Origin of the sequence: Crenothrix sp. (assembly GCF_043729335.1) — a bacterium.
GTDB lineage: Bacteria > Pseudomonadota > Gammaproteobacteria > Methylococcales > Methylomonadaceae > Crenothrix.
The window spans coordinates 1-24,438 of sequence record NZ_JAYTLQ010000055.1; the positions used below are offsets into that span (position 1 = coordinate 1).

The 24,438-nt window shown below is 44.1% G+C and carries 22 protein-coding genes and 3 tRNA genes; 6 read left to right on the plus strand and 19 right to left on the minus strand.

Annotation, left to right across the window (positions count from 1 at the left end):
• A partial coding sequence (locus ACHZC4_RS12465) for a hypothetical protein (RefSeq protein WP_394754190.1) occupies window positions 1-256 on the plus strand: 256 nt, incomplete at its 5' end.
• The gene (locus tag ACHZC4_RS12470) at window positions 234-527 is read left to right on the plus strand and encodes an acyl carrier protein (RefSeq protein ID WP_394754191.1); all 294 of its coding nucleotides are present in this window, start codon (window positions 234-236) and stop codon (window positions 525-527) included. The genes ACHZC4_RS12465 and ACHZC4_RS12470, both read left to right, overlap by 23 nt.
• A gap of 155 nt (window positions 528-682) precedes the next feature.
• Here ACHZC4_RS12470 and gnd read toward each other — a convergent pair whose 3' ends face one another.
• From gnd to ACHZC4_RS12485, 3 genes are all read right to left on the minus strand, one after another.
• On the minus strand, window positions 683-2,131 hold the full coding sequence (gene gnd, locus ACHZC4_RS12475) for a decarboxylating NADP(+)-dependent phosphogluconate dehydrogenase (protein ID WP_394754192.1): 1,449 nt from the start codon (window positions 2,129-2,131) through the stop codon (window positions 683-685).
• Between the two features lie 215 nt (window positions 2,132-2,346).
• A complete protein-coding gene (locus ACHZC4_RS12480) occupies window positions 2,347-2,478 on the minus strand; it encodes a hypothetical protein (RefSeq protein WP_394754193.1) in 132 nt (43 codons plus the stop codon).
• Window positions 2,479-2,754: a hypothetical protein gene (locus tag ACHZC4_RS12485; RefSeq protein ID WP_394754194.1), complete on the minus strand. Its 276-nt coding sequence runs from the start codon at window positions 2,752-2,754 to the stop codon at window positions 2,479-2,481.
• A gap of 30 nt (window positions 2,755-2,784) precedes the next feature.
• On the opposite strand from ACHZC4_RS12485, the gene ACHZC4_RS12490 reads away from it, so the two are divergent.
• Genes ACHZC4_RS12490 through ACHZC4_RS12500 form a run of 3 tightly spaced genes read left to right on the plus strand, consistent with a single transcriptional unit; the run spans window position 2,785 to window position 4,872 of the window.
• Window positions 2,785-4,008: an IS1634 family transposase gene (locus tag ACHZC4_RS12490; protein WP_394754195.1), complete on the plus strand. Its 1,224-nt coding sequence runs from the start codon at window positions 2,785-2,787 to the stop codon at window positions 4,006-4,008.
• Window positions 3,951-4,343 (plus strand): hypothetical protein, encoded by a 393-nt coding sequence (locus ACHZC4_RS12495; protein WP_394754196.1) that lies wholly within the window; start codon window positions 3,951-3,953, stop codon window positions 4,341-4,343. The genes ACHZC4_RS12490 and ACHZC4_RS12495 overlap by 58 nt, the downstream gene beginning before the upstream one ends.
• Window positions 4,344-4,365: 22 nt before the next feature.
• Window positions 4,366-4,872 carry a hypothetical protein gene (locus tag ACHZC4_RS12500; RefSeq protein ID WP_394754197.1) on the plus strand — a complete coding sequence of 169 codons (507 nt, stop codon included), beginning with the start codon at window positions 4,366-4,368 and terminating at the stop codon, window positions 4,870-4,872.
• Between the two features lie 242 nt (window positions 4,873-5,114).
• On the opposite strand, the gene ACHZC4_RS12505 is transcribed toward ACHZC4_RS12500, so the two are convergent.
• From ACHZC4_RS12505 to csrA, 11 genes are all read right to left on the minus strand, one after another.
• Window positions 5,115-7,799, minus strand: coding sequence for a DEAD/DEAH box helicase (locus tag ACHZC4_RS12505; protein WP_394754198.1), 2,685 nt, complete (start codon window positions 7,797-7,799; stop codon window positions 5,115-5,117).
• Window positions 7,796-8,038, minus strand: a complete 243-nt coding sequence (locus tag ACHZC4_RS12510; RefSeq protein WP_394754199.1) for a DUF2283 domain-containing protein — start codon at window positions 8,036-8,038, stop codon at window positions 7,796-7,798. Before ACHZC4_RS12510 ends, ACHZC4_RS12505 begins: the two co-directional genes overlap by 4 nt.
• Window positions 8,035-8,286 carry a DUF4258 domain-containing protein gene (locus ACHZC4_RS12515; protein ID WP_394754212.1) on the minus strand — a complete coding sequence of 84 codons (252 nt, stop codon included), beginning with the start codon at window positions 8,284-8,286 and terminating at the stop codon, window positions 8,035-8,037. The genes ACHZC4_RS12510 and ACHZC4_RS12515 overlap by 4 nt, the downstream gene beginning before the upstream one ends.
• The gene (locus tag ACHZC4_RS12520; protein ID WP_394754200.1) at window positions 8,286-9,947 is read right to left on the minus strand and encodes a site-specific DNA-methyltransferase; all 1,662 of its coding nucleotides are present in this window, start codon (window positions 9,945-9,947) and stop codon (window positions 8,286-8,288) included. Before ACHZC4_RS12520 ends, ACHZC4_RS12515 begins: the two co-directional genes overlap by 1 nt.
• Window positions 9,944-10,297, minus strand: a complete 354-nt coding sequence (locus ACHZC4_RS12525; RefSeq protein ID WP_394754201.1) for a DUF86 domain-containing protein — start codon at window positions 10,295-10,297, stop codon at window positions 9,944-9,946. Before ACHZC4_RS12525 ends, ACHZC4_RS12520 begins: the two co-directional genes overlap by 4 nt.
• The gene (locus ACHZC4_RS12530) at window positions 10,290-10,580 is read right to left on the minus strand and encodes a nucleotidyltransferase family protein (RefSeq protein ID WP_394754202.1); all 291 of its coding nucleotides are present in this window, start codon (window positions 10,578-10,580) and stop codon (window positions 10,290-10,292) included. The genes ACHZC4_RS12525 and ACHZC4_RS12530 overlap by 8 nt, the downstream gene beginning before the upstream one ends.
• A gap of 124 nt (window positions 10,581-10,704) precedes the next feature.
• Window positions 10,705-13,560 (minus strand): SNF2-related protein, encoded by a 2,856-nt coding sequence (locus ACHZC4_RS12535; protein ID WP_394754203.1) that lies wholly within the window; start codon window positions 13,558-13,560, stop codon window positions 10,705-10,707.
• Between the two features lie 420 nt (window positions 13,561-13,980).
• Window positions 13,981-14,056 (minus strand) — tRNA-Asn (locus ACHZC4_RS12540).
• A gap of 21 nt (window positions 14,057-14,077) precedes the next feature.
• Window positions 14,078-14,154, minus strand: a tRNA-Arg gene (locus ACHZC4_RS12545).
• 73 nt (window positions 14,155-14,227) lie between these two features.
• Window positions 14,228-14,319 (minus strand) — tRNA-Ser (locus tag ACHZC4_RS12550).
• A 6-nt stretch (window positions 14,320-14,325) separates the two neighbouring features.
• Window positions 14,326-14,526, minus strand: coding sequence for a carbon storage regulator CsrA (csrA, locus tag ACHZC4_RS12555; protein WP_394754204.1), 201 nt, complete (start codon window positions 14,524-14,526; stop codon window positions 14,326-14,328).
• A 228-nt stretch (window positions 14,527-14,754) separates the two neighbouring features.
• On the opposite strand from csrA, the gene ACHZC4_RS12560 reads away from it, so the two are divergent.
• Window positions 14,755-16,500, plus strand: a complete 1,746-nt coding sequence (locus ACHZC4_RS12560) for a hypothetical protein (protein ID WP_394754205.1) — start codon at window positions 14,755-14,757, stop codon at window positions 16,498-16,500.
• Between the two features lie 70 nt (window positions 16,501-16,570).
• Here ACHZC4_RS12560 and ACHZC4_RS12565 read toward each other — a convergent pair whose 3' ends face one another.
• The 5 genes from ACHZC4_RS12565 to ACHZC4_RS12585 form a co-directional block, all read right to left on the minus strand.
• The gene (locus tag ACHZC4_RS12565) at window positions 16,571-18,718 is read right to left on the minus strand and encodes a biotin/lipoyl-binding protein (RefSeq protein ID WP_394754206.1); all 2,148 of its coding nucleotides are present in this window, start codon (window positions 18,716-18,718) and stop codon (window positions 16,571-16,573) included.
• Complete coding sequence (locus ACHZC4_RS12570; RefSeq protein WP_394754208.1) at window positions 18,703-20,037, minus strand: efflux RND transporter periplasmic adaptor subunit; 1,335 nt, start codon at window positions 20,035-20,037, stop codon at window positions 18,703-18,705. The genes ACHZC4_RS12565 and ACHZC4_RS12570 overlap by 16 nt, the downstream gene beginning before the upstream one ends.
• Entirely contained in the window at window positions 20,034-20,858 is an 825-nt protein-coding gene (locus ACHZC4_RS12575; protein WP_394754209.1) for an efflux RND transporter periplasmic adaptor subunit, read from the minus strand. Before ACHZC4_RS12575 ends, ACHZC4_RS12570 begins: the two co-directional genes overlap by 4 nt.
• Window positions 20,855-22,390, minus strand: coding sequence for a TolC family protein (locus ACHZC4_RS12580; protein WP_394754210.1), 1,536 nt, complete (start codon window positions 22,388-22,390; stop codon window positions 20,855-20,857). Before ACHZC4_RS12580 ends, ACHZC4_RS12575 begins: the two co-directional genes overlap by 4 nt.
• A gap of 86 nt (window positions 22,391-22,476) precedes the next feature.
• Window positions 22,477-24,438, minus strand: a 1,962-nt coding sequence (locus ACHZC4_RS12585) for an Ig-like domain-containing protein (protein ID WP_394754211.1), incomplete at its 5' end; no start/stop codon positions are given.

The window sequence follows — 24,438 nt, forward strand, 5'->3', positions numbered from 1 at the left end:
GATGCATCTCGGTCGTCCACATGCTCTAGGCTCAAGCAAGTACACCAATTTAATAAGTCACTATGGCCTCAAGTTTTTCCCCATGGCAAGGCTTCCGCACGGCTCCGCCGCCGCGCGCGTGGCGAAGGGCACGTTTGGCACGATTCGGGTCTTTGGTATTGTGGGGCGCGCACTGCCCTTCGTAGCCGTTGGTTTGGCCGTCTACGACGCCATCAGCATCGGCATGTGTGCTTATGAAGAACGCAATGGAAAGTAACGCTGGCGCGATTTCATCTAAAGATGAGATTATCGAAACGGTGATCGACATTTTTGTGCGCGAGATTGGTTTTATTGAAAGGGAAGAGGTTTCCCGTGCCACGCACATAGTCAAAGATTTCTATATCTATACCGATGACCTGTCACTTTTTCTTTTGGCAGTCGAAAAACACTTCGGCATCAAACCGGCCACCGAGGAATGGTCAAGCTTTGAACCGACGATCGAAAGGATTGCTGATTTCGTGTTGCAGCATCTGTTAAAAAAGCAATAGGGCATAGTAATACCCTGTGCTCTAACGAATAACGGGCGCCGGGGTCATGTCTCAATACTGTTCGTTTAAGAAAAATTCCGTTCGCCCTGAGCTTGTCGAAGGGCTCCAGTTGCGAAGCTGGTGGTTCGACAAGCTCACCACGAACGGTTACTATTTTATACAGTGTATGTACCTGATGCCGTTTTGCCGCCATAGCCAGTCCAATCCGTATGAAAAAATTGACCTCTGGGCTGATCAATTCGTTCATAAGTATGTGCGCCAAAATAATCCCGCTGCGCCTGTAATAAATTGGCGGGCAAACGCTCAGTGCGGTAGCCGTCGTAAAACGCTAACGCAGACGATAATGCAGGCGTAGGAATGCCCTGCTCTATGCCTAAAATAACCGACTTGCGCCAGCCTGTGTCAGTTTGGGTCATGGCATCTACGAAGTAATCGGCCAATAACAGGTTTTCTAATTGTGGGTTAGTTTCGTAGGCTTTTTTAATATCATTTAAAAAATGGCTACGGATAATACAGCCGCCGCGCCACATCAAGGCAATTTCGCCGTAGTTAAGCGCCATAGTGTATTCTTTAGAGGCTTCGCGCATTAACCAGAAACCTTGCGCATAAGAAATAATTTTAGCTGCATAAAGCGCATCGCCGATGGCAGCAATCATGGCTTGTTTATCACCGGTAAAAGGCGTTGCTGCGTGTTTTGGCAACGCTTGTGCGGCTTTAACCCGTTCCTCTTTTTGGGCAGACAAGCAGCGTGCAAACACCGATTCACCAATTAAGGTAAGCGGAATACCCAAATCTAAAGCATTAATACCCGTCCATTTGCCGGTACCTTTTTGGCCAGCGGTATCAAGGATTTTTTCCAGCAGCGGATTACCGTCAGTATCTTTAAAAGCCAAAATAGCGGCGGTGATTTCAATCAGATAGGAGCTTAATTTGCCTTTATTCCATTCGGTAAAGATGTCGTGCATTTCAGCGGCGCTTAACCCTAAACCTTCGGATAGTAATTGATAGGCCTCGCAAATCAGCTGCATGTCGCCGTACTCAATGCCGTTATGCACCATTTTGACGTAGTGGCCAGCGCCGTTATCACCGACCCATTCACAACACGGTTCGCCATTAACTTTCGCGCTAATCGCCTGGAAAATCGGTTTAACCGCAGGCCATGCGGCTTTATTACCGCCGGGCATAATGGAAGGCCCGTTTCTTGCGCCTTCTTCACCGCCAGAAACACCCGTGCCAATGTAGTTGATATTTTTTTCTTTAAGTTGTGCGGTACGTCGGTTGGTATCGGCAAACAGCGAATTGCCGCCATCAACGATAATATCGCCAGCGGACAGCAACGGCACCAGCTTATCGATGTATTGATCGACCACTTCACCGGCTTTAACCATTAACATGACAATGCGCGGGGATTCAAGTTGAGCAATCAGCTCTTCCAAGGAATCTGTGCCGGTAACTTGCGTACCTTTAGCAGGGCCTTCCAGAAATTCATGCGTTGTGCTTGTGGTACGGTTGAAAACGGCGACTTTAAAGCCGTGGTCATTCATGTTGAGAACTAAATTTTGTCCCATTACTGCAAGGCCAATTAAACCGATGTTTGCTGTCATGTGCTTATCTCGCTGGTATTAAATTTAGAAGCATTCTAGCACGGCAAAGACAGCGCTGAATTGAAATTGGAGGTGTTTTTTGAGGGCTGTTTAACAATGTTATAATAATACATTGTCATGGTTGATCAGATAGATGCGTGATGCTGATTTCATAAAGCCTACACTTCACATCGTTACGCTATCTTACGTTTTTGGTTAATATAATTTACAACTGTTTATTCATCGGCACCGGCACTGGCTACCATAACAAATTTGATATCGTAATACGCTGTTAATACGTGTTCTGGTATTTTTTCGGGCGCATTTCTTAACCAAAGGAATGTGTGCGTATCCAGCAACATGTTCATTTATTCGCCTAGCCAAAAGTCATCGGGCAGAGGTGTATCAAAATCATCATGAATGACGATTTTATCCCTGTATTCGCCTACGGTTCTCTTTTTGAGCAGTTGCTTTTGCTTTTGAAGTTCCGGTGGCAAAATTTCAATTTCGTGTAATAGTTGTTGGTTATGCCGACATTCTGCACCCCACCCAACGTAAAAATTATTTAAACTATATGGCATTTGCAATACACAGGCCATGCCATGAATACCGACGGACTTTACAAAAGTTACAACCTGGACCATCTTGGACTTGTCGCCGGGATGGTTGACGAATTGGGTCTACCCAAATTGATCGATACCTTGATCATACAAGACCACCAGCAACGAAACGTTTCTGTAGGACAATGCGTCAAGGCCATGATTTTGAATGGCCTTGGCTTTGTCAACAGGACACTGTACCTGATGCCACACTTTTTCAAGGATAAGCCCATCGAACGCCTGTTGGGGGAAGGCATTGAGGCTGACCATCTCAACGATGATGCCTTGGGAAGGGCTTTGGATGCTGTTTACGCTTACGGCCCAGAAGAATTGTACGGGCAACTGGCCGCCCAAGCCGTCAAGCGCCTTGGACTCGACTGTAAAATAGGCCACCTGGATGCCACCAGTTTTCATGTGGATGGTGTCTACAATAGCCACGAGGAGACTGTGCCAGAAGGCCTGATCCATATTACCCAGGGTTATAGCCGCGACCATCGCCCCGACCTAAACCAGGTGGTGTTGCAGCTGATTAGCGAGCATCAGGCTGGCATACCGTTGTTGATGGAACCACTCAGCGGCAACAGTAGTGACAAGGCCAGCTTTCGCCAGACGCTGAATGATCACATTGAACAGCTGAGCACGGGTGTCGGGCTTTCGCTGGTTGTTGCTGATAGCGCCTTATATGCAGCAGAAACCCTGCAGGACCTGGGCAGCTTCCCCTGGGTTACCCGTGTTCCTGCAACGGTTGGCGGTATCCGCGAATTAATCCTGGCCGTCTCCGGTGAATGGATGCTTGACCAACCAGAACGTGCCTTTACTGTACTGGGCTCCAACTATGGCGGTGTTAACCAACGCTGGCTGATTGTTTATAGCCAGGCGGCCCGTGAGCGTGCCGAGCAAACAGTAAACAAACAGCACCTGAAACAAAGCCAGGCCGAGCATAATGCGTTCACTGCCTTGGCCAACCAGACCTTCGCCTGTGTCGCGGATGCAAAGGCTGCTTTGGCAAAATTACAAAAAATCCTGAAAGTTGTCGCCTTGCACGACCCTGAAATTATTGAGGCGGCCAGTTTCACTAAAAAGGGCCGGCCGCGTAAAGGCCAGTTACCCGATATCATCCGCTATCGCATTGAAGCGGGCGTGGCATCTGTTCTTGAAACAAGATGCCATAAGATACAGGCTAAAAGCTGCTTATTATCGCCAGCAACCAACTGGATGAAGCGCAGCTCAGCCATGAGAAAATGCTGGAGCTCTATACACCAGGCCAACAAAAAGTCGAACATGGTTTCCGTTTTTTGAAAGACCCCTGGTTCATGGCAGATACCTTGTTTCTCAAATCACCCAAACGCATTATGGCTTTAATGGCGATTATGACCCTTTGTCTCTTGGTCTTCGGCGCGTTGGAGTACCGTATCCGTCAAACACTTGCGCAGACCAAGCAAACGTTTCCAAGCCAAATTGGAGCGGCCACCGCAAAGCCTACCGCTCGGTGGGTGTTCCAGTTCTTTACCGGTATCCATGTCCTGCTAGTCGATAGTTGTCGGGAAGTCATACTGAACTGCAATGAACATCACCATCAACTGATTAGCTTGCTTGGAAATCGGTATGTTAAATTATATGCAAATTCTGAATAGGAGGGTGCGGAATGTCGGCAAGATGGTCCAGGTTGTAACTTTTGTAAAGTCCGTCGGTATTCATGGCATGGCCTGCGTATTGCAAATACCATATAGTTTAAATAATTTTTACGTTGGGTGGTGTACGGAATGTCGGGTTGACGGCGATCTTTATCGTAATCGTGTTCATGTTAAAGGTTTACTTAGGGCGGATATTTATGATTGTGTGGATAATATGGGGCATCGTTTTTTATTGGTTAGTAGTTATCCATTATCTGGTGAAGTAACGGTTTGGCGTGAATCGGTGTTTGAGGTGATTGATACGGCTAGGGACGGTTGGGTTCGGATGAAGCGAAGAGAGGGTAAGCATGGCTATGATATTCACATCATGGAAGAGGTATTAGGTGATCCGCGCTGGTCTAAGCGGCCTTTGGATGAATTTGTGGTGGAAGCCTTTGGTGACAATATTATCTCGGCTGGGGATTTACGGCCTGATTTTTCGGCTCATACGTCTGTAAAACGCACTGTTCGTAGAAGCCATACTTTGTAAAAGAGAATTTTTGAGGTGTATTTAGATGTCATATCCCAGCCTAATTAAGGGCTTGGGATATGACTTTATGCTGGCTTTAACCTTTTACGGGCTTTCAGAGGTTTCTCAGTTATTGTTTAATTATTCCAAGTAGCATCGTTCTAAGCCTTCATTCAAATTGATCCCGTTTTTTTTCGCGTACTTGTGCGTGCATGACCAACGCACTAACACTAAATATAACCTGAAATAGCCAGTTTAAAAACTTACAATTTCTCAAATTTACGCAAATAATCGTTTAACTGAAAATTTTCTTTCACTTCATCATGCGGAATTAATAAATACTTCCACGTTTTCCCACCGTTTTTTAATAGATGACTGCTCGCATTCTGACACCACTTAATTGCTGCATTAGCCTTGGATAACACTTTTTTATCTGCCATTTCAGCTTGGGATTTTGTTTCCACCATCAAGATATAATCTTCAGCTTCAGCGACAAAGTCGGGAATGTATTCAGGGTGTTCAATGCCGTCTTTGTAATAAATTTGGAATTGACCTTTTGCAGGTTTAAACCACTTTTGTGCGTCACGTTCTAAAATCACCGCAAAACGGCGTTCAGTATCTGAATCAAATTTTTGCAGCGGGTATAAACAATTATTGAAATTCCCAAAAAGCATTTGTTTGATTTTAGACTTATCGGCAATCGTATCTCGATAAGAGTAAATGGGTTGATTTTCAGCAACGGTATAAGCGCAACTTTTTAATGGCGTGAAACCGCTGCGTATTTCGACTTCATAATCATCGGCTTTTTCCCAAAAATTCTCTGTCATTTGCGTGTATATCGTTCTCGCAATCAATTGACGATTATTGCTCAGTACGTTATTCACTTCATCTTCTGATAAATAACTATTCAGATAATCGACAGTTTGCGTTGCCAAATCGTAAATTAAATCAGCGTGATCGTCGTAAGATATATCGTCATAGTCAATCAACGCATGAACAATATAATCTTCGGGGCGTCGTTCGGTTAAACCCACTTGAGAATTCATGAACGCTTGTTCATTGGTTTGCAAACTTTGAAGAATAATATCGCGTTCTGACGGCTGTAAATTTAAACCGCTCAAATCCAACTTAAACAATTTGTACCCGGAAGAGACGTTACCTTTAGGCACAACAACAATACGCGGAATGTCGATAGTTTGTTGCACCATCAAATCAATCGTTTTTTTAACGATTTCAGCCACATCAACGGGTTCTTGTTCGTTTGGTAGATTCTGTTGACCTGTCGTTAAATGTTCGGTGACTGATTCAATAATACGTTGCTGAACTGCGTTGTTAAGTAATGCTTTGCTTGTCGGTGCAGTGCTTGGCTGGTGCTGCAATTTATGCAATTCTGAGACAGCAATTTGAGCAACGGCTATTTCAGCCATATTTTTGAAAATAGGCAGCGTTTCAGGATTGGAAGTCGTTTTGTTTTCAGTGCTGGTTTTACCATTGATTAACCGCTCTAAATTTGGCGGGACAACGACACTTTTTTGTTTTTCTGTGTTTGACGGCGCATCGAGAATAACTTGTTTTAAACGTAACGGATTTTGCGGATTATTTGCTTCATCAATAATTTCTTGAAAACGGTCATGAGCGACGATGTTTAATCTATCAACCGCGACCACACCCGTGCGTTTGCCATAAGGTAAACGCAAATCACGACCAATAGACTGCTCAATCAAGGTGCGGGCATTCGCGGCGCGTAACGGCACAATGGTGTAAAGATTAGTCACGTCCCACCCTTCTTTGAGCATATTAACGTGAATCACCACTTCGGTCGGTTCATCATGATCTTCTACCGCTAACAACCGCGTTATCATTTCTTCTTCGGCTGCACCTGTTTTACTGCTATCGACTTGAATGATTTTGCCTTGATAGCGCCCCTCAAAAAAGGCGGGCGATTCCATCAAATCCAGCAATTGTTTAGCGTGCGTGGTATCGCGGGCGATGACCAGCATAAACGGTTTTACTACCGGCACTTCATTTTCACGCGAGTAAGTCAGTAGCTCTACTTTTGTCGTTTCATGCAGCCTAATTCCATCCATGAGCTTGATACGCTCAAGTTCTTCAGTGGTGTATTGTTTAGGATCAAAATTGCGCCGTGTGACCACCGCCGGTTCTTTGACAAAACCATCATCCATTGCCTTTGCTAATGGATAATCCACCACCACATTTTTAAACGGCACAGTGCCTTTGGTACTTTCTGTGAATGGCGTTGCCGTCAGCTCTAAACCCAGTAATGGCTTCAGTTCATTGAGTGCGCGTACCCCTGCATCAGCGCGATAACGATGCGATTCATCCATCAACAACACTAAATCGGGTAATTCAGCTAAATAATTAAAATAACTATCACCCAGGTATTCCGATAAGCGTTTTATTTTTGGCGATTTGCCACCACGTACTTCTGAATTGATTTTAGAAATGTTGAAAATATTAATCGAAACTGAGGTGAAAACATCAAACACCCGTCCTTTTGTTTCGTAGTCGTCGCCTGTGATTATTTTTGGTGAATTAAAGGCGAATTCTGAAATGCCTTTAAACACATATTTCGGCGTGTTCGGTGTAAAGTCGGTAATGAGTTTGTTATAAATTGTTAAATTCGGCGCTAAAACAAAGAAATTACTAATGCCATGCGCTAAATGCAAATAACTGATAAAAGCCCCCATTAAGCGCGTTTTACCGACGCCTGTTGCCAAGGCAAAACACAACGAGGGGAAATCACGCTCAAAATCGGTTAGCGTTGCAAACTCAGTTTTTAAGGCTTCCAACAAACCAGGCACATCACGTTTTGGATGTAAAATACCGGGCGTGGTCGCAATGGCTTTTTGCAAGGCTTCCAATGATTCGCGCTGTGGCATTCGTAAACTTAAACGTCCTGTTAAATTTTCAATGCTTCGCTGTTTCATGCGACTACCGATGCAGTAGTACTTGCATTACTAGGTTTGCGATGGGTTTGAAATTGAAAATCTAATAAATCAATAGGATGATGGCGTTTACTTAAATACAAGACTTCTAAACCCACAACCTCGCCCGCTGCATCGTAATCTAAAATAATGCCGGCTGCGATTTCTTCTGATTCAACCACTTCAGCCTCTACAAGCTGTAAATGCAATGCGTCAGCTACTTCATCAATATTTAGTTTCATAATTTATTTCTCATATTTCTATCGAAAAAGGCAGTAATTACACGAATTGGACGGGTCTTAGGATTGACGATAACCCGCAATACTCGCCCTTCAAATTCATCAATTCTAGCTAATCGATGTTCTAACTCAGCATCTGTTGGGTCAATATGAACAAGTTGCGGGGTTGTAATGGCTTGCTCTAACCATTCTAAACGGATATTACTGCGTTTTTGCAAACTCTGTTGGGCATGAGCAGTTAATTCATACATCACAAATCATCACCAAACAAATCCAGCGTACCGTTATCTTTGCGTTTTTTGGTTTCAATCGGTTTTAACTCAGACGGTTGCGCCATTGGTAAATTCGCCACATTTAAACTGTAATCATCATGTCCCCATTCGCAACTGTGCAGTAACATTTTGGGAATTTTCTTGAGCGTTAAATTCGGGAATTGGTCAGCTTTACCGCGAAACGCTGAGCAACACACCAATAAGGAACAATCGCCCACGTCGTCGGATAAATCCTGTAATTGTTGTGGTGAAAGATTTTGCGTGGTGACGTAAACAAAATCATTTTCGGACGAATAGCCATGTTTCCACCATTGGCTGTCTGAGGGTGCGTAAGTGAAGCCTTGATTTTTACAGACCGCTTCCGCCAACATTTCTGCATGGTAGGCTTTATTGATAACCCATTGCCCCCAACGGTCTTGTTCTAACAGTGACGGTGCAAGTTTGTAATAACGAAAACCGCCGCCACCTTGCCAGTTCATGGTTTTAGAAATACCGCCTTGGTCTGTGCCATCAATTACTTTTTGCAAACGTGGAATGATGTGCGTGTGGCAATGTTCGCCCAGTTCAATCATTATCCATCGCCGCCCCATTTTGTGGGCAACTGCGCCTGTTGTGCCTGAGCCTGCGAAGGAGTCTAGGACTAGGTCGTTTGGATTTGTGGCTATATGTAATATGCGATTAAGTAATCTTTCTGGTTTAGGACTATCAAAAACAGCTTCATCATGTTGATGAGTGAGCGCAGCTTTCTTTGCCTCGTCATTTGTACCTACATCAGCTGCGTACCAAATAGTTTCTGGTGTTAATCCAGAATCTTCACTATCTCGTAAAAATTTTTTAATTCTTGGAACTCCATTTCCATCTTTACCAAACCATATATTTCCATTACTAATTTCTTCTTCTATTCGTAATTTTGTATATCGCCAACATGTTCCTTTTGGTGGATTATGTTCCTTTCCATTAGGAGCAATTAGTGTGTAAAACTGTGAGGCAGTTGCATGACCAGCCTGTGCATTTGCTGAAATTGATTGCCAAGAGCCTCGAGGGTCATTATCAGGATTTTTATATCTATCTAAAACAGTATCATTTAATGGAAGCGGATTTCTAATGAAATCAAATATAGTTTTTTGTTTTGCGTAGACTAAAACAAAATCATGTTTGAATGAAAATACACGTCTATTTTCGCGTGTCGTTCTTTTCTCCCAAATAATTGTTGCAACAAAATTACTTCGTCCAAACAACTCATCACACAACACCTTCAAATAATGCGCTTCGTTGTCATCAATCGTAATCCACAACGAACCATCATCAGCCAGCAAAGTATGGATAATTTCCAAACGGTCGCGCATTAAACCCAACCAAATCGAATGCTCTAAACCATCATCGTAATGCGTGAATGCACTGCCCGTGTTATACGGCGGGTCGATAAAAACACATTTCACTTTGCCCGTATAGTTTTGCTCTAAGGCTTTCAACGCCAGTAAGTTATCACCAAAAATCAAACGGTTGTCGAAACTGTCGTTATCCGTCACACGGTGTTTAGCATGATAGGATTTTTCCTTATCTTCCAGCAAAATACGCGGCTCTAAACGCGGGCGTTTTTCCTTACCTATCCATGTCAATTCTAGTTTTTGTTTACTCATAAAATGGTTTGTTGTAACTGCTGCAATTGCGGTAATAGGGCGGGTATGTCGGTTTGAATAATGCTCCACAAAATATCGTTATCAATACCCAAATAACCATGAATTAAACGGTTGCGCGTAGCAATCATCATACGCCAAGGGATGTGGGAATGCTGGCTGCGGATGGTTTCTGGTATGTGTGTTGCCGCTTCACCAATCAATTCTAAATTTCGCACCGTGGCATCGTAATTTAAACCGCTGTTAATAAAGCGTTGCTGGTCAAAGCCTTCGGTGTAACACAGCACTTTTTCAGCAAACTCAATCATGTCGCTTAGATAAAAACGCCATTCTCGCACGGTAGCATCAGACATCTATCGCCTCCTTCTCAACAAACGGGCGTAATTCTGGACGCAACGCTTTTTCAGTGACCAAATCAACGGCACAACCTAATAAGTCTTCTAAATAAAATAGCACACCAAAATAACGCGCTGACGTAGCAGGGCTGTCAAAACTGATTAAAATATCGACATCACTATTTTCGCCCGCTTCATCACGCGCAGTAGAGCCAAACAAAGCCAACTGTTTAACGCCGAATTGTTGTTGTAATAGCGGTTTGGTTTTTCTGAGTAAGGTTAAGGCGGTTAGGCGGTTCATAGTGGTTTGTTATCGAATGAAAAGGTTTTCGTCATAATCATTTCCTCTTTTGTTTGGTTTGCTGATAGTCACCCATGAGAACAATGGCGATTGCTGTCACTTTTACCCAATGGGTGAGTTTTATTTATTGAATACGCCAACGAATGATAAATAAATCTTCTGCTTGTGTCTTTTGATTCAATTTACTTTCCAGTTGTTCGATTAAGGCTTCTCGGCGTTCATCGACTTCATCTTGTCTATCAAATAACTCTTTGCGTTGCTTGTTACGGGTTCGTTCTAAATCCCGTTGCTTTTTCTGCCACACTAATTTTTCTTCCAAGGTTACCGCTATTTTGGCATTACGACGGACTTCTTTAATTTGCACATCAATTTCTTTAATGCTTTGTTCAAGACCAAACTTTAAATCATCCGCCCAATGATCCAGTTTATTGACCTCTTCATCAAAAAACAGCAGGTTGCGCGTGTTGACGGTTCTTAAGATGCCATTTTTTGCAACGGTCAGCGATTCTTCAATAGCCGAACTGGTTAAAACGGTTTGTTGTTCACAAGCCATGGCGGGTAACTGCATCAGTTTTTGTGCTGTTTCAGCAGGCAGGATTTCACCTGTTTCGGTAGTGGCGGTAAATAAAAGATGATCTTCTCTGCGTTCTAGTGCTTCGATGCTGAATTGCTGCACCTTCAACGTACCCGATTGCCCAAGTAACGATTCAATGACGCTAATTTTTGCACCATGTGCGGCATAATTAAACGTGATGTGCGCTGAAGGTGTCGGTGTATTTTTAGCGGTTTCTAACACCCATTCACCTAAAAGATGATTTAAACGATAAACGTGGGCATTCGCTACGTCTGTTTGGTTTTGATGCTTACCTGTCAGTTTATACCATCCCAGTGGTATTTCTTTTGTAACAGTGCTTTGTAGATTAAAGCTATGTCGATGCTCATCAAAACTGGCGTGTGTTTTGAGTTGGTGTTTGGTTACTAACCAAAATAAACGACTAATTTTATCAAGCCGTTGTTTAGTTTGATCGAGCTGTAATTTAAGCAAATCGTGAATATCTTCATCAAAGTTATCCAGCAATTGCCGTTGGGTTTCCTGCATTTGTTTGTTAATTTCAACTTCCATTTCTTTTTGAAGTTGAGTAAAAGCCGATTCAATCTGCTCTGTTGTGCGACAGGCTTGGTAAATGGCTTGAATGCGTTTTTCAAAATCAATTCCTGATTCTATCGAGCCTAGCACATCATCCGATGCACCAAAAACACCATCGAATAAATGAAACTTGCTCGCTAAAAGCTCCAATACCCGCTGGTCGGCATAATTGCTTTGATTGAGAAAATTGATGACGACCACATCGAATTTTTGCCCATACCGATGACAACGACCAATGCGTTGTTCTATGCGTTGCGGATTCCAAGGTAAATCATAGTTGATAAGCAGTGAACAGAATTGCAGGTTGACCCCTTCGGCGGCTGCCTCAGTTGCAATCATGATTTCGGCATGATGCTGGAAATGGTCAATCAGTGCGGTTCTTCTGTCTATTTGCGGTGAACCTGTGATTTTATCTGAACCTTTATTTTCTTTTAGCCATTGTTGATAAACGTGGGTAACTTCTGGGCTATTGTTAGTGCCACTAAAGGTAATTAATTTATCTTGGTATTGATTCGCCGTTAGGTAGTTAAATAAATATTCTTGGGTTCGTTTGGATTCGGTAAAAATAACGGCTTTGCGCGGTGCATCCATAACCGCCATTTGTTCAAAGCCTTGATTTAAGGCAATCAATAAGGCTTTGGCTTTGCTGTCATCGTTAATTTTTTCAGCTTGTTCAATAAGGCTTTGTAATTCAAGAATCTCATTATTTAGCTGTTCTTTGTCGATAGGCTGTTCAGCATCCTCTACGGTGTCACTGTCTAATTCTTCAAGATAATCGGCTTCTAAATCATCATCTTCAATCAATTTTGAAATAAAACCCGCATCGTCAATTTGCTGGTTTTGAAGTGTTTCTAATCGTTGTTTTATCGCCAATAATGTACGGTGTACCGCGTAAGTGCTAGAAGCAAGCAACTTTCGTAAAATCAAACCCGTCAGGTGGCGGTGACGTTTAGGTAAAGCATAGCTGTCCTCGCGTTCGAGCAAGGCGGTAATTCCATTGTAGAGTTGCATCTCTACATCAGAAGGCGTGAAAGGCACGGTAATGGTCTTGCGCTCTGTGTAACGGACATACTCTAAAACTTGTTTTCGCAGCGTTCGTTTAACAAACGGCTTTAAACGCTGCTTGAGTTGATTTACACCATCATTACCTGTGATGTAATGTTGCCGAAAAGATTTTTCATCACCAAAAAGATGTTCATCAAGTAAAGTCGATAATCCATAAAGCTCTAATAATGAATTTTGTAACGGTGTGGCTGTTAAAAGTAACTTTTGTCGTCCATAGAATACCTGCTTTAGCACTTGCCCCATTTTATTGTTAGGGCGGTAAACATTGCGTAGTTTATGCGCCTCATCCATAACAACTAGATTCCATGATTCAGCAATCAAATAATCTTCTAGTCGTACTGCAAAATGGTAGGACAGTATAGTGATACAGTTGTTATTAAGGGGATTATAGACACCCTGTTTTTTTAACTGTCGCCAAGTATTGACATCGAGAATTTGCGAGGGTAAGTTGAATTTATCTTGTAGCTCTTGCGCCCATTGTTTGCGTAATGATGCAGGACAGATAATCAGCAATTGCCGTTTACGTTCTGCCCAATACTGGCAAAGTACCAGCCCCGCTTCGATAGTCTTTCCTAATCCTACTTCATCAGCAAGGATAACGCCTTTATTAAGTGGGTTTTGAAGTACAAAAAGTGCAGCATTTATTTGATGAGGATTGAGGTCAACAGTTGCATCGAATAGGGATTGAGATAACCTGTCAACGTCACCTGCCGCACATTGGCGTGTTAGTTCATAGGCATAATACTTAGCATGGTAATCAGTTATCACTATTTTCCTTTTAAATTATCAAGCTTTTAAAAACAATTTTAGGATACTAATCAACAAAAGGCTCTAAAGTTCAATCAAAATCGCCGTAATCCGTGCCGATTTCTGCCGCAAGGTGTTCCGTGTTCTTCCAACAGATCAATGATAGTTTGTTTTTTCTTAGCGTTTTACCAGCGCTACAAAATCATCCTTCGTAAGTAGGAGGCTCTGGTACAGGAGGCGATGGATAATACCATTGATGGTATCTATTGGGCAGATTCTTAAATTTTGGGTATCAAATCCAAGTAATCTTTGTAAAGAATCTATATGGATGATGGAGATAGGAGAAATGTGAGTCGAAGACTTAATAACCTGACTCACCGGAATTAGACCGGACGGCAGGCAAAAAAAAGGGCTTGCATTGCTGCAAGCCCTTCATTTACTTGGCTCCCCCGGACGGGCTCGAACCGCCGACAAGGTGATTAACAGTCACCTGCTCTACCTGCTGAGCTACAGGGGAATTATTTTTTTGCTCTTAAAATGGCGCGCCCGGAGAGATTCGAACTCCCGACCGATCGGTTCGTAGCCGATTACTCTATCCAGCTGAGCTACGGGCGCTTTGTTTAGCCCTGCATTGTGACTTTTAATTATCTATATGTCAATAGTTAAAATTAACAGTGCTTAATTGTTATGGCGGAGAGAGAGGGATTCGAACCCTCGATGGGAGTTAAAGCCCATACTCCCTTAGCAGGGGAGCGCCTTCAGCCTCTCGGCCATCCCTCCTGAATCCTATTGTGTGGAACCCGTCGACCCTGCTGACTCAGCCAATTCCTTTTTAATCCTTTCGTAAATTTCTTCTCTATGTACTGAAACTTCCTTTGGCGCGTTAACCCCTATACGAACTTGATTCCCTTTCACTCCAAGAACCGTGACCGTAACCTCATCACCAATCATTAAAGTTTCACCTACTCGACGAGTCAAGATAAGCATGGCTTCTTCCTTATGTAATTAATAACGCACTGTACTTGGCACAGCATTTAACTTACTCTGGGAATTATATCAGTATTTCTGAAAAAAAAAACTAAAAGCGTTTTTAATTTAAGCAGTAGACTAAAATAAACGCCTAAAATTGAGCAAAATATTTTTTATAATGCGTTTTTTAGGGGCTATAATTGAAAGTTTTTTGCGTATTACATATTGAGGTAGCGGGACTATTCTATGACAATCTTTACTAAATCACAAGAGCCACTTAGAATAAATCTCAGTTATACGCCAAAAGAATTACAATTTGGTACCAGTGGTAGACGCGCAGAGGTGATTCACTTAACACATTTGGAAGTTTTTATTAACGTAGTCGCTGAGCTTGAATTTTTACAATCTTTGCCAAAAACAGAGGGGGGCATTAACCGTGGAGAAACCTTTTATTACGCCTACGACTTACGCCCTAGCTCAAGCCAGTATGTCAAAGAACAAGGCAATCGCGGAAAACTGGCGCAGGTTATTGAACAAGCCATCCGTTATTCCGGGATGATTCCCAGCAATCAGGGACAAATTCCCACGCCGGCGTTAACCTATTATGCCGTGTTGCAGGGCAAAGGTAGCATTATGGTAACAGGCAGCCATATCCCCTTCGACCGTAATGGCTATAAGACTAATACAGCGAGTGGTGAGCTGCTCAAACAGCACGAAAATCCCATTAATGACAAAGTTAAGCAAGTGCGTGCACAATTTTACGCGCAATCTCTTGAAGATTCTTTATTCACCGTAGATGGTTTTTTAAAACAGGAACCTAACGAATTAACGCCTGAACATCATCAAGCCGCCCAAGCCTATATTCAACGTTATATAGACTTTTTCGGCTCTGAGGCTTTAACGGGAATGCGCGTATTGGTCTATCAACATTCGGCTGTGGGGCGCGACCTAGTGTTAGACATTCTACGTAGTTTGGGTGCGTTTGTGCTCCCTATTGGCCGCAGCGAAACCTTTGTGCCTATTGATACCGAAAACATTCAAGCAGCTCAACTTGCTACTATTCAGGCATTATATGATGAGGCCGTGTTAAAACATGGTGCTTTTGATGCCATTATATCTACAGATGGTGACAGTGACCGCCCACTCATACTGGCTATAGACGCAAATACCTCAGCTGTGCGCTTTTTTAGTGGCGATCTGGTCGGCATGATAACCGCAGAATTTTTAGGCGCTAAAGCCATTGTTGTTCCTATTAGCAGTAACGATGCTGTCGATCACGGCAATCTAAAAGACATGCTTCAACCTAAAACCCGTATTGGCTCACCGTATGTGATTGCTGGCATGGAGAAGGCGCTAGCACAAGGCAAGCAATCGGTATGCGGTTTTGAAGCCAACGGTGGTTTTTTGACCGGTTCAGATATTATCCGTAACGGCAAAAAACTGACCGCATTGCCGACACGCGATGCCGTACTACCTATTTTGGCCGCTTTAGCAAGCGCGCACCACGAGAAAATCTCTCTAACCGCCCTATTCTCCCGTTTACCAAAACGTTACAGTAGCGCAGCTTTACTTAAGCAATTTCCAAAATCACAGGGGCTTGCCATAGTAAAACAGTTTTCACCGTCCCTTTCTGCTGCTTGCACGGTCACATTTTCAGACACTGGTATCACAGCCTTTAATGAGCACAATGACGCACAAACCGTAAGTCCACTGGAAATAAAAGCCCTGGATGCTATTAGCAAAGCCCTACTTGGCTTTTTTTCGCCCGAAAAAGGATTCTCTGAAATTACGCAGATTAATTATACCGATGGCGTGCGCATCTACTTTGCCAATAATGACATTGCCCACTTGCGTCCTTCAGGGAATGCGGATGAGTTGCGGATATATGCGGTTGCCGATACCCAGCAACGGGCGGATGAGATTACCCGCATGGCAACGCAAGAGCCGGATGGCATCTTACGCAGTTTGGAACGTTATGTAATGAGTTGCTGAAATTGTCTGTAGAGACGCAAAATTTTGCGTCTCTACAAAAGAAAGATTTCACTGATTACGCAGTGATTCACTACCAGCCACTTTCACGGATAACCACTGCCGCCGCTGAACGCAATACGCGCTCAACCAGACTTTCTGGCGGTGTTTCCAATGATAATCTGCCGCGCACAGTGATCGGTAATTTAGAATTGCTGTTCTCTACTTGCAATAAAACACGGTAAATGCCTTGTTCCGGCACCAAACGCCGCTCAGCATCAGGACGTACCGCAATCGCGCCACCATGCGTTGAAGCTAATTCTTCCAGATTAAGCTGACGGGTACCGGTTTTATCAATCGTAAGGACACTCACGCCAAACGGCGACAAATCACCACCTTCAGGATAAAAACGCCCTGCCCCATCCAGTTTTAAACGCCCGACATCAGCTTCTTCTGCATAAGCAACAACCGTTGCCACCGGCGTTTCTACATCACCCAGAACTTCATCTTTTGCCAGCCACTCGCCAGGGCGTAAAATATCCGATAAATCCCGAATCCGTCCAGAAAATGCCGAGCGTACCGTCAATTTTTTATGAGCCGCACGCAAGCCCTCTAATTTTGCTAGCGTCGATTGTAAAGTTTCGGCATCAATAGGATTATGCCGCGCCAAACTCAGCTCCAAACTCTGCGAAGCTAATTGATCGGATAGCTCCGTCCATTCCCGCTGTGCGCTGGCAATTTCAAAATCAAGATCAGGCGAGGTCAATTCCATAAGAATCTGCCCTGCCTTGACGGTATCCCCTTCGTGTACCCATAATTTTTTAACTTGCGCAGGCTGCGGACTGTACAGCGTGGATTGCGCTTGTGCATGCAATAAGCCTGGAACAATCAGATGCGTTTGCCAGGGCACAAACAAAATAGCAAGCGCCGCAATAGGAAGCAACCACGCCAAGCGCGGACGTATCGGTTTATCATGGGCTTTGATTTGCTCACGCCAGGCAGAAATTTCTTTTATCATCGGACGAATAACAAACCAACCTATTTCAACAGCAAACAAAGCAAGACCTAACACTTTGAAGAAAAAATAATACACAGCCCAAGCGATACCCGTAAACAAAATTAACCGGTAAATCCAGGTGCCATAAGCGTAAACCAGCAATAGTCGATAACGGTTTTTAGACCATGTTTCAGGTGCGGGGTGACCAAAACCGAATAAGCTTTCACGCATGCGCCACCTTGCTAAAGCAAACGAGCGATCTTGCAAATTGGCAATATCCAAACCATCGGCCAGCAGATAATAGCCATCAAAACGCATAAACGGATTGAGGTTAATAGCCAGTGTTAACACCCATGCCGTGCTGGCCAATAAATAAATACCACTGCGAAATGCCCCATCCGGCAACATCGTCCACAGTATGGTTGCAAAAATTGCCAAGGTTAACTCGGCAATCATGCCAGCAGCATCAATCGTCAAGCGTTGCTTTCTATCCGACAAGCGCCAGGCATCGGTCACATCAGTCCATAGCACCGGCATACCCAATAACAGAGCAACTCCCATTGTAGGCACACGACACCCAAAATGGCTGGCTGCAAAGGCATGACCAAACTCATGCACTACTTTAGATAGCGACAACATACAAGCGGTAGCCAGCACCCCTTCGGGAGTGAGCACATACATAAAACTATGGGTAAACTGCGTCCATTGCTGGGCAACTAAATAAAAAGCCAAGCAGGCAAAGATTGCCAAAACAACGATAAATGGTTTTTTAAATACTATGTCTAAACACGGCACTATTCTTTTCAAGAACGGGTCTATTTTGAGCAAAGGAATGCGCATAAATAAATAATTATGCAATAACCACACGCCAAAACTGGATTTACCGGCTTTTAATTGCTGTGCAAAACGCCGACTGCTTTCAGCGCCATTTGCTTTTGTTAAATGCTGATGAGTCAAAAACAAGCAAAACTGCTCTACGTCGGTTGCATCAGCTTCTAAAGGCGTTTCCTCTTCTATAGTGCTGGCAATCTGTTCTGGATTAGCAATCCCCCAGCGCTGCAAACATTCAAACTCTAGCCAACCTAAGCGAAAATAACGGTGTGCCAAAGGGTCGTGTAATGTCCAGGTTGGCAGCCCGTCATGGGATTTTGGCCCAGAAAAAATCGCTAGATCATCACGTAATTCAGGCCACGGCGGGGATTTTGCAGAATCTGCTGGTAATGCTGCCGCTACCACGTCAACCACAAACGCACTGTTTGAATGGGTTTACGGAATAACCACAAGATGAACGGTTTGCGAGTGCCATAAAGCTTGGCCGAACCACGGTAACCGAGGCGCGGCAATGTATCATGGCCCGTAAAGGTCGCTTTTAGGCGGTAAGCCATAATATCGGCAGGCGTTGGTGTGGCACGGTAACTAAAATAATTAAGGCTGGCGTGCAAAGGTTTATGCGGATTGATGTTGGAGAAAAACAAAACTTCTGCCCCCGATTCCAGCGCAATTAAATCATCCATCGGTAAACGAACTTCTAACTCCACCACAGCAGGATCTGCAACGGCCAATATTTTTTCACCTTGCGTGACCGGTTTGCCTAACCAATCATTCGGGTCATCAAATACCGTTACCCCTGAACGGGTTGCTGTGACTACTGATCGCTTTAACAGCGTACGCACATAATCCACCTCAGCGACCTGTTGATCCCATTCGCTTTTTAAGCCCGCCAACTTGGATTTAACAGTGGGATCAAGCATGGCTTGCTGAGTGGTTTGCAGATATTCGGTTTTGGCGATATCGCGTGTTTCTTCTGCCACTTCCAAACGACTGCGCAGCTGTGTGGTGTCCAATGAAAATAGCTTTTGACCTAATTTGACCTCTTCATTGGGTTGCACATAAAACGTCTCAACCACACCTTCAAGCGGCGCTCTGACCAAATTTGGCTTGATGGGAATAACTTCCGCTTCCGCCAATACCGCTTGCCTAACCGGATAACATGCCGCCGCCAATAAAACAGCAGCAATCAACAACTGTATTTTTCGGCTGTGCAGACGATCTAGCCAGGAACGTTGTGGCGGCCCCGCTTCTGCCAGTGCCAACGCATGCCCATAGGTTTCTGCAAGATAGCCCACCAATTGGGTTTCGGCTTCTGTCCAGGCGTTGTCCCTAAACAATACCAAACCATACTTACTAGCCGATGGCGTTATCAGCGGTATCCATAGCGCATGTTCAGGCAACCATTCATACCAGTCTTTGGCCAGCTCTTCAGGAACATCCTCAGCGGTAAATCCCATAACTGAGGCCGCACGCGGATCACAGGTAATATGTTGTAATACCGGCTTTAACCACAATGCATACGGGCTGTTTTTTTCCGGCTTGGCAACACCGGATGCCGCCTCTAGCTTTGCCTGATCTTTTTGCCAGAGAATAGCCTGCCGATAAGGCAATAACTCAGTGGTTTCATTAACGATAACAAACGGCAGTTCATCAGCAGGTGCTAAACGCGCTCTGCGTTCTAATTGCAATAACAGCGTTAACCGCAATAATTGATGGTTAAGCCTGTCACTCATTTTAGCGCTGCCAGATCAATCGCCCCACTCATACCCGGCAATAACTCTGCCGATTTATCGGTAATACGGCCATAGACTTTAATGGTCTGGCTGACAGCATCAACCTTACCGCCAATGCGAATAATTTCAGCATTATAAGTTTTGCCGATTTCATCCAAGGTAACCCGGAAACGTTTACCTGGTTTAAGATGTGGCGTGGCATTGGAAGGTGCCATAAACTCAACCTCCAGATTTTTATCGTCAATGATTTCCATTAATGGATCACCCGGGCGCACCGATTGATACGCCCGAGCCATTAACTCAACCACTTTGCCGGAAAACGGCGCATGGATGCTGCAACGCTGCATTACCGCTTGTGCGACGCTGACATCAGCTTTGGCTTCGTCGGCTTCAGTTTTAGCAACCGATACTTCTAAAGTGCTAATCGATTTCAATTCCGCCAAACGCTGGTTGACTTCGTAGGTTTTATTTTTCTTTTCCAAGGTGGCCTTGGCTTTATTCAACTGGGCATCTTCTACCGTGCAGTTAAATTCAACCAAGGTTTGGTTATTACTAAAGCGCTCGCCATCACGCAACTTAAGGGCATTAATACGTCCGCCCATTTCACTGGAAATTAGCGTACTTTGCCGCGCCTTAAGTTGGGCGCGTAAGTGTAAAACATCTTCCTTGATAGTACCGGCAGCTTGTTCGGTAGCCACAGCGGGTATTTCTACAGCGGCTTCCGAAACAGTAGCTTCAGCTATAGTGGATGTTTCAGCGTATGCCGCACTTATAGACAAGGGCAGCAACGCTAAAACGCTAACAACTAATTTTCTTCTCATTTTGCACTCAGGTTAACGGGTTTGGCCATCGCTATTGTAGGTAGCTTGGGTAATTGACCCTTATACCATCGATCCATATTTCTTTCCAGATTAGCAGAAAGTGTCCGTACATTAACATTTTCTATACTGCCGGTAGCAGGGTCTAGGCCAATAGAGGCGTAGATATTACCCAACGCTGCATAGACTTCTGACAGGCTTTGTTCTTTCTCAAGTTCTGAAGCCAAAGCTGACGTTGCCGCATGGATACGCTCAAGTTCAGAACCTGCATCGTTATTGGCACTGTTGGATACGGCCGTAAAAATGCCGTTATCGACTTTGCTGAGCTCGGTAGAGCTTTTATAACTGTCCAGGGCTCTTAAATATTGCTGATAGCCCACGTTAATTTGTACCAAAGCCGTAACAGATAGCGCTTTACGACGGGTTTTGGCTACTTCAATCTGGGTTTGTGCAGATTTCCAGATTTTAGGTGCTGCAATCAGGTTAATCAGGTTAAAGGTTGTTCTAGCACCGGCTTCAAGCCACATTTGGTGCAGCAAAAAGGAGTTTGAATCCCAATTGACCGACAACGGGATAGTAATACCCGGCAACACTTTGAGCATTTCTTTCCAGGCATCAGTGCGGCTGATACGCTCTTGATACATTTCTTCACGTAATTCTGGGCGGTAGAACAGCCCTAAATTTTCCAGCTCCGCCACGGGAACTTTTAATTCAGGGGGTTCTGGGGTTGTATCCGGATTTGCCAAAACCAGCGGCGTGCTCATGGGGGCATTAATCAAACCAGCCAGTTTGGGTTTAGCCACGGATAAATCAGCTTTTAATTTTTTAAGCTGGTCAATGATGCGCAATAAGCTGCGTTGATATTCCAATACGCCCACTACAGGCTGCAAACGGCCATCCTCAATGGTTTTGCTTAATGCCAAAGCCCGTTCAGATTGTTCTAATACCGGCACTAATTTTGGCAACAAACGGTCAGCAATGCTGGCACTCCAATAAGCTTGCAAGACTTCTTTAATTAAGTTGTTAACTACTTTACGGCGTCTTTCCTGAGCAATTAACACCCGATCAGCTTGTTGTTTGGCTTGAAAATAACTGACACCAAAGTCCAGGATATTCCAGGCAAAGGATAAATCAGCCACGCCACGTCCGGTATCTTGTGAGGTAGATTGTCTTAAAGATCGGTTGCCAAAAATATCCTGGCTTTCAGAAAACAATTGATCCTGTCTTCCCAAATAGCCAGCATTGGCGGTTAACTTAGGCAACATATTAATAGTCGCTACCGATAACTGGGTATCTTGTAGTACCGCTTCCATCATGGTCAAACGGTGATCAAAATTATATTTTAAGGCGCGAGCCAAGGCATCATAAAAGGTCATCGGGCCTTTGATAGATTCCTGTTTACTGTACATTTCTGACTGGTCAGTCATCATACTCTTTAGTCGCTCATCACCACTTATCGGTTGGGGTTTAATCGCACAACCCGTTAAAGTTGCAGCGGTTACTATGGCAGCCCCAAGAGCATTCAAATATCTCATAATTTTAATCCGTTTAAATTTTAGTGTAGTGTTACTTCAAATTGTTTAGCAGCATCTATGACGCTATAAATAGGCTTTGCGCTGCTTTATCCCTTTTGTGATTTAAGTATAGTCACGTTTTCTCCATCTTGCTCAGCGCTAAGGTTATCCAATAACTCCCGGCCGTTTTGTAGCCTGCCCATTTTGCCTGCGGCATGAAGTTGCTTATTAAGCCCTAGCTTACCTTTGTTTAAACTATGTTGGTTATCGTGATTGCTATGGCCACGGTGTTCTTTATTTACCTTAACAAAAAACGTTGCATGAACCTCATCACCACACGCATCCCTAACGGTGACCATAACCATTTCAGATACAGCACCTTTAGGAGGGACGCCTGAGAAAGTTAAAGTTTTATCGTCAAATTTCAACCACCTTGGTAACGGCGTGCCATCTTCTTTTGTTGCTGTGTATTCCAACTGCTCACTAGGATTTGTGTGCCTAAATGTTCCCGCTGGAATAGCGAAATGATAAGCTTCTCTTTCAATTACCAGCTGATTTTTTAGCATGGCTGTCAGATAAAGATCACACTGGCCAACCTCATCAACCATCGCCAGTGGCACCGGTTTAAACCAATCGTTTTCCCATAAAGGCTTAATCGGTATTGAAGGCAATGATGCAAACGGCAGTGGTCTGGGTATGGTGGTAAAAAGAGGCGGCTCTGGATTAGTTAATATAATCAGAGAGCCTATTTCTGTTGGCACAGGCAACACTTTAATGGTCACATTAGCCGGTGCAGAGATCACCCCAGCTGGACTTCTTACCGTATATTGAATAGGTGTCGGAGTGCCATGGAAGGTGGCTACAGGTGTAAAGGTAATCTGTCCGGTAGTGTTACCTACCGTCCATGTGCCTTCTCCGGCCACCACTAAAGAACCGTTTGTATTAGTAGCGCCAACAATTTTAACGGTAGTGGGGTCTACATTTTTATCATTACCTAACACTGCAATAGTTACGGGAACATCGGGGTTAGCTGTCACAGTATCATTGGCTACTACCGGCGCAACCAATTGAACATGGATGGTTACTGTTGCTGGCTTAGAAGGCAAGCCACTGGTGCTTTGTACGGTATATCTAATGGGTGCTGGATCACCATGAAAAGTGCTTAATGGCGTAAAAGTAATCTGGCCGGTGATTTTATCTACCGTCCAAGCACCCTCTCCAACGACTACCAAAGAGCCGTCTGTATTAGTAGCTCCCTCAATTTTAACGGTAGTGGGATCAGCACCTTTATCATTGGCTAACACATCAACGATCACAGGCACGTCTGGTTTAGCACCAATGACTGTGTCATCCGTAACTACGGGTTGAATATTAATCTTAACAATAGCCGCTGAAGACACAACACCATTAGCATCAGTCACCGTGTACTTAATAGGTGATGGCGCAGCATGGAAAGTGGGTAATGGTGTAAAGGTTAAAATGCCTGTATTAGGATTAATAGTCCATGTGCCTTCCCCTGGTACAACTAAAGGATCACCTGGTTTATCAGTACCTACAATGTGTATGGTTCCAGGGTCAACCTTAGGATCATTCGCTAATATATCCACATTGATAGGTTTATCAATTTCGGAGGTAACGACATCTGGAATAGGATCAATCACCGGTTTCACAGAGATATGAATAGTACTGGTTTCGATATCGCCTGCTGCCGTAGTAACACTGTAGGTAAAGCCTGGTACGACACCGTTGAAGTCAAGCGCTGGCGTAAATACCAGCTTGCCATTGACCAATTCCAAGTTGCCATTAGGCACAGTGACTGAAGTGCCTTCAGCAATCGGGCTACCGTTCACTGCCGTAATCACCGCGCCAGGAGCAAAGCCATCATTTTTCAAGACATCAATAATGACTGGGGTGTCTTCATCCGTTGTGCTGGTATCAGGTTTAATATCTGCAACAGCATTCACGGTTAAGTTAATGTTGGCTGTTTCTAAATCACCTGCGGTTGTGGTAACCGTGTACGTGAAAGCAGGAACAGTACCGTTAAAGTCAGTGTCTGGGGTGAATACCAG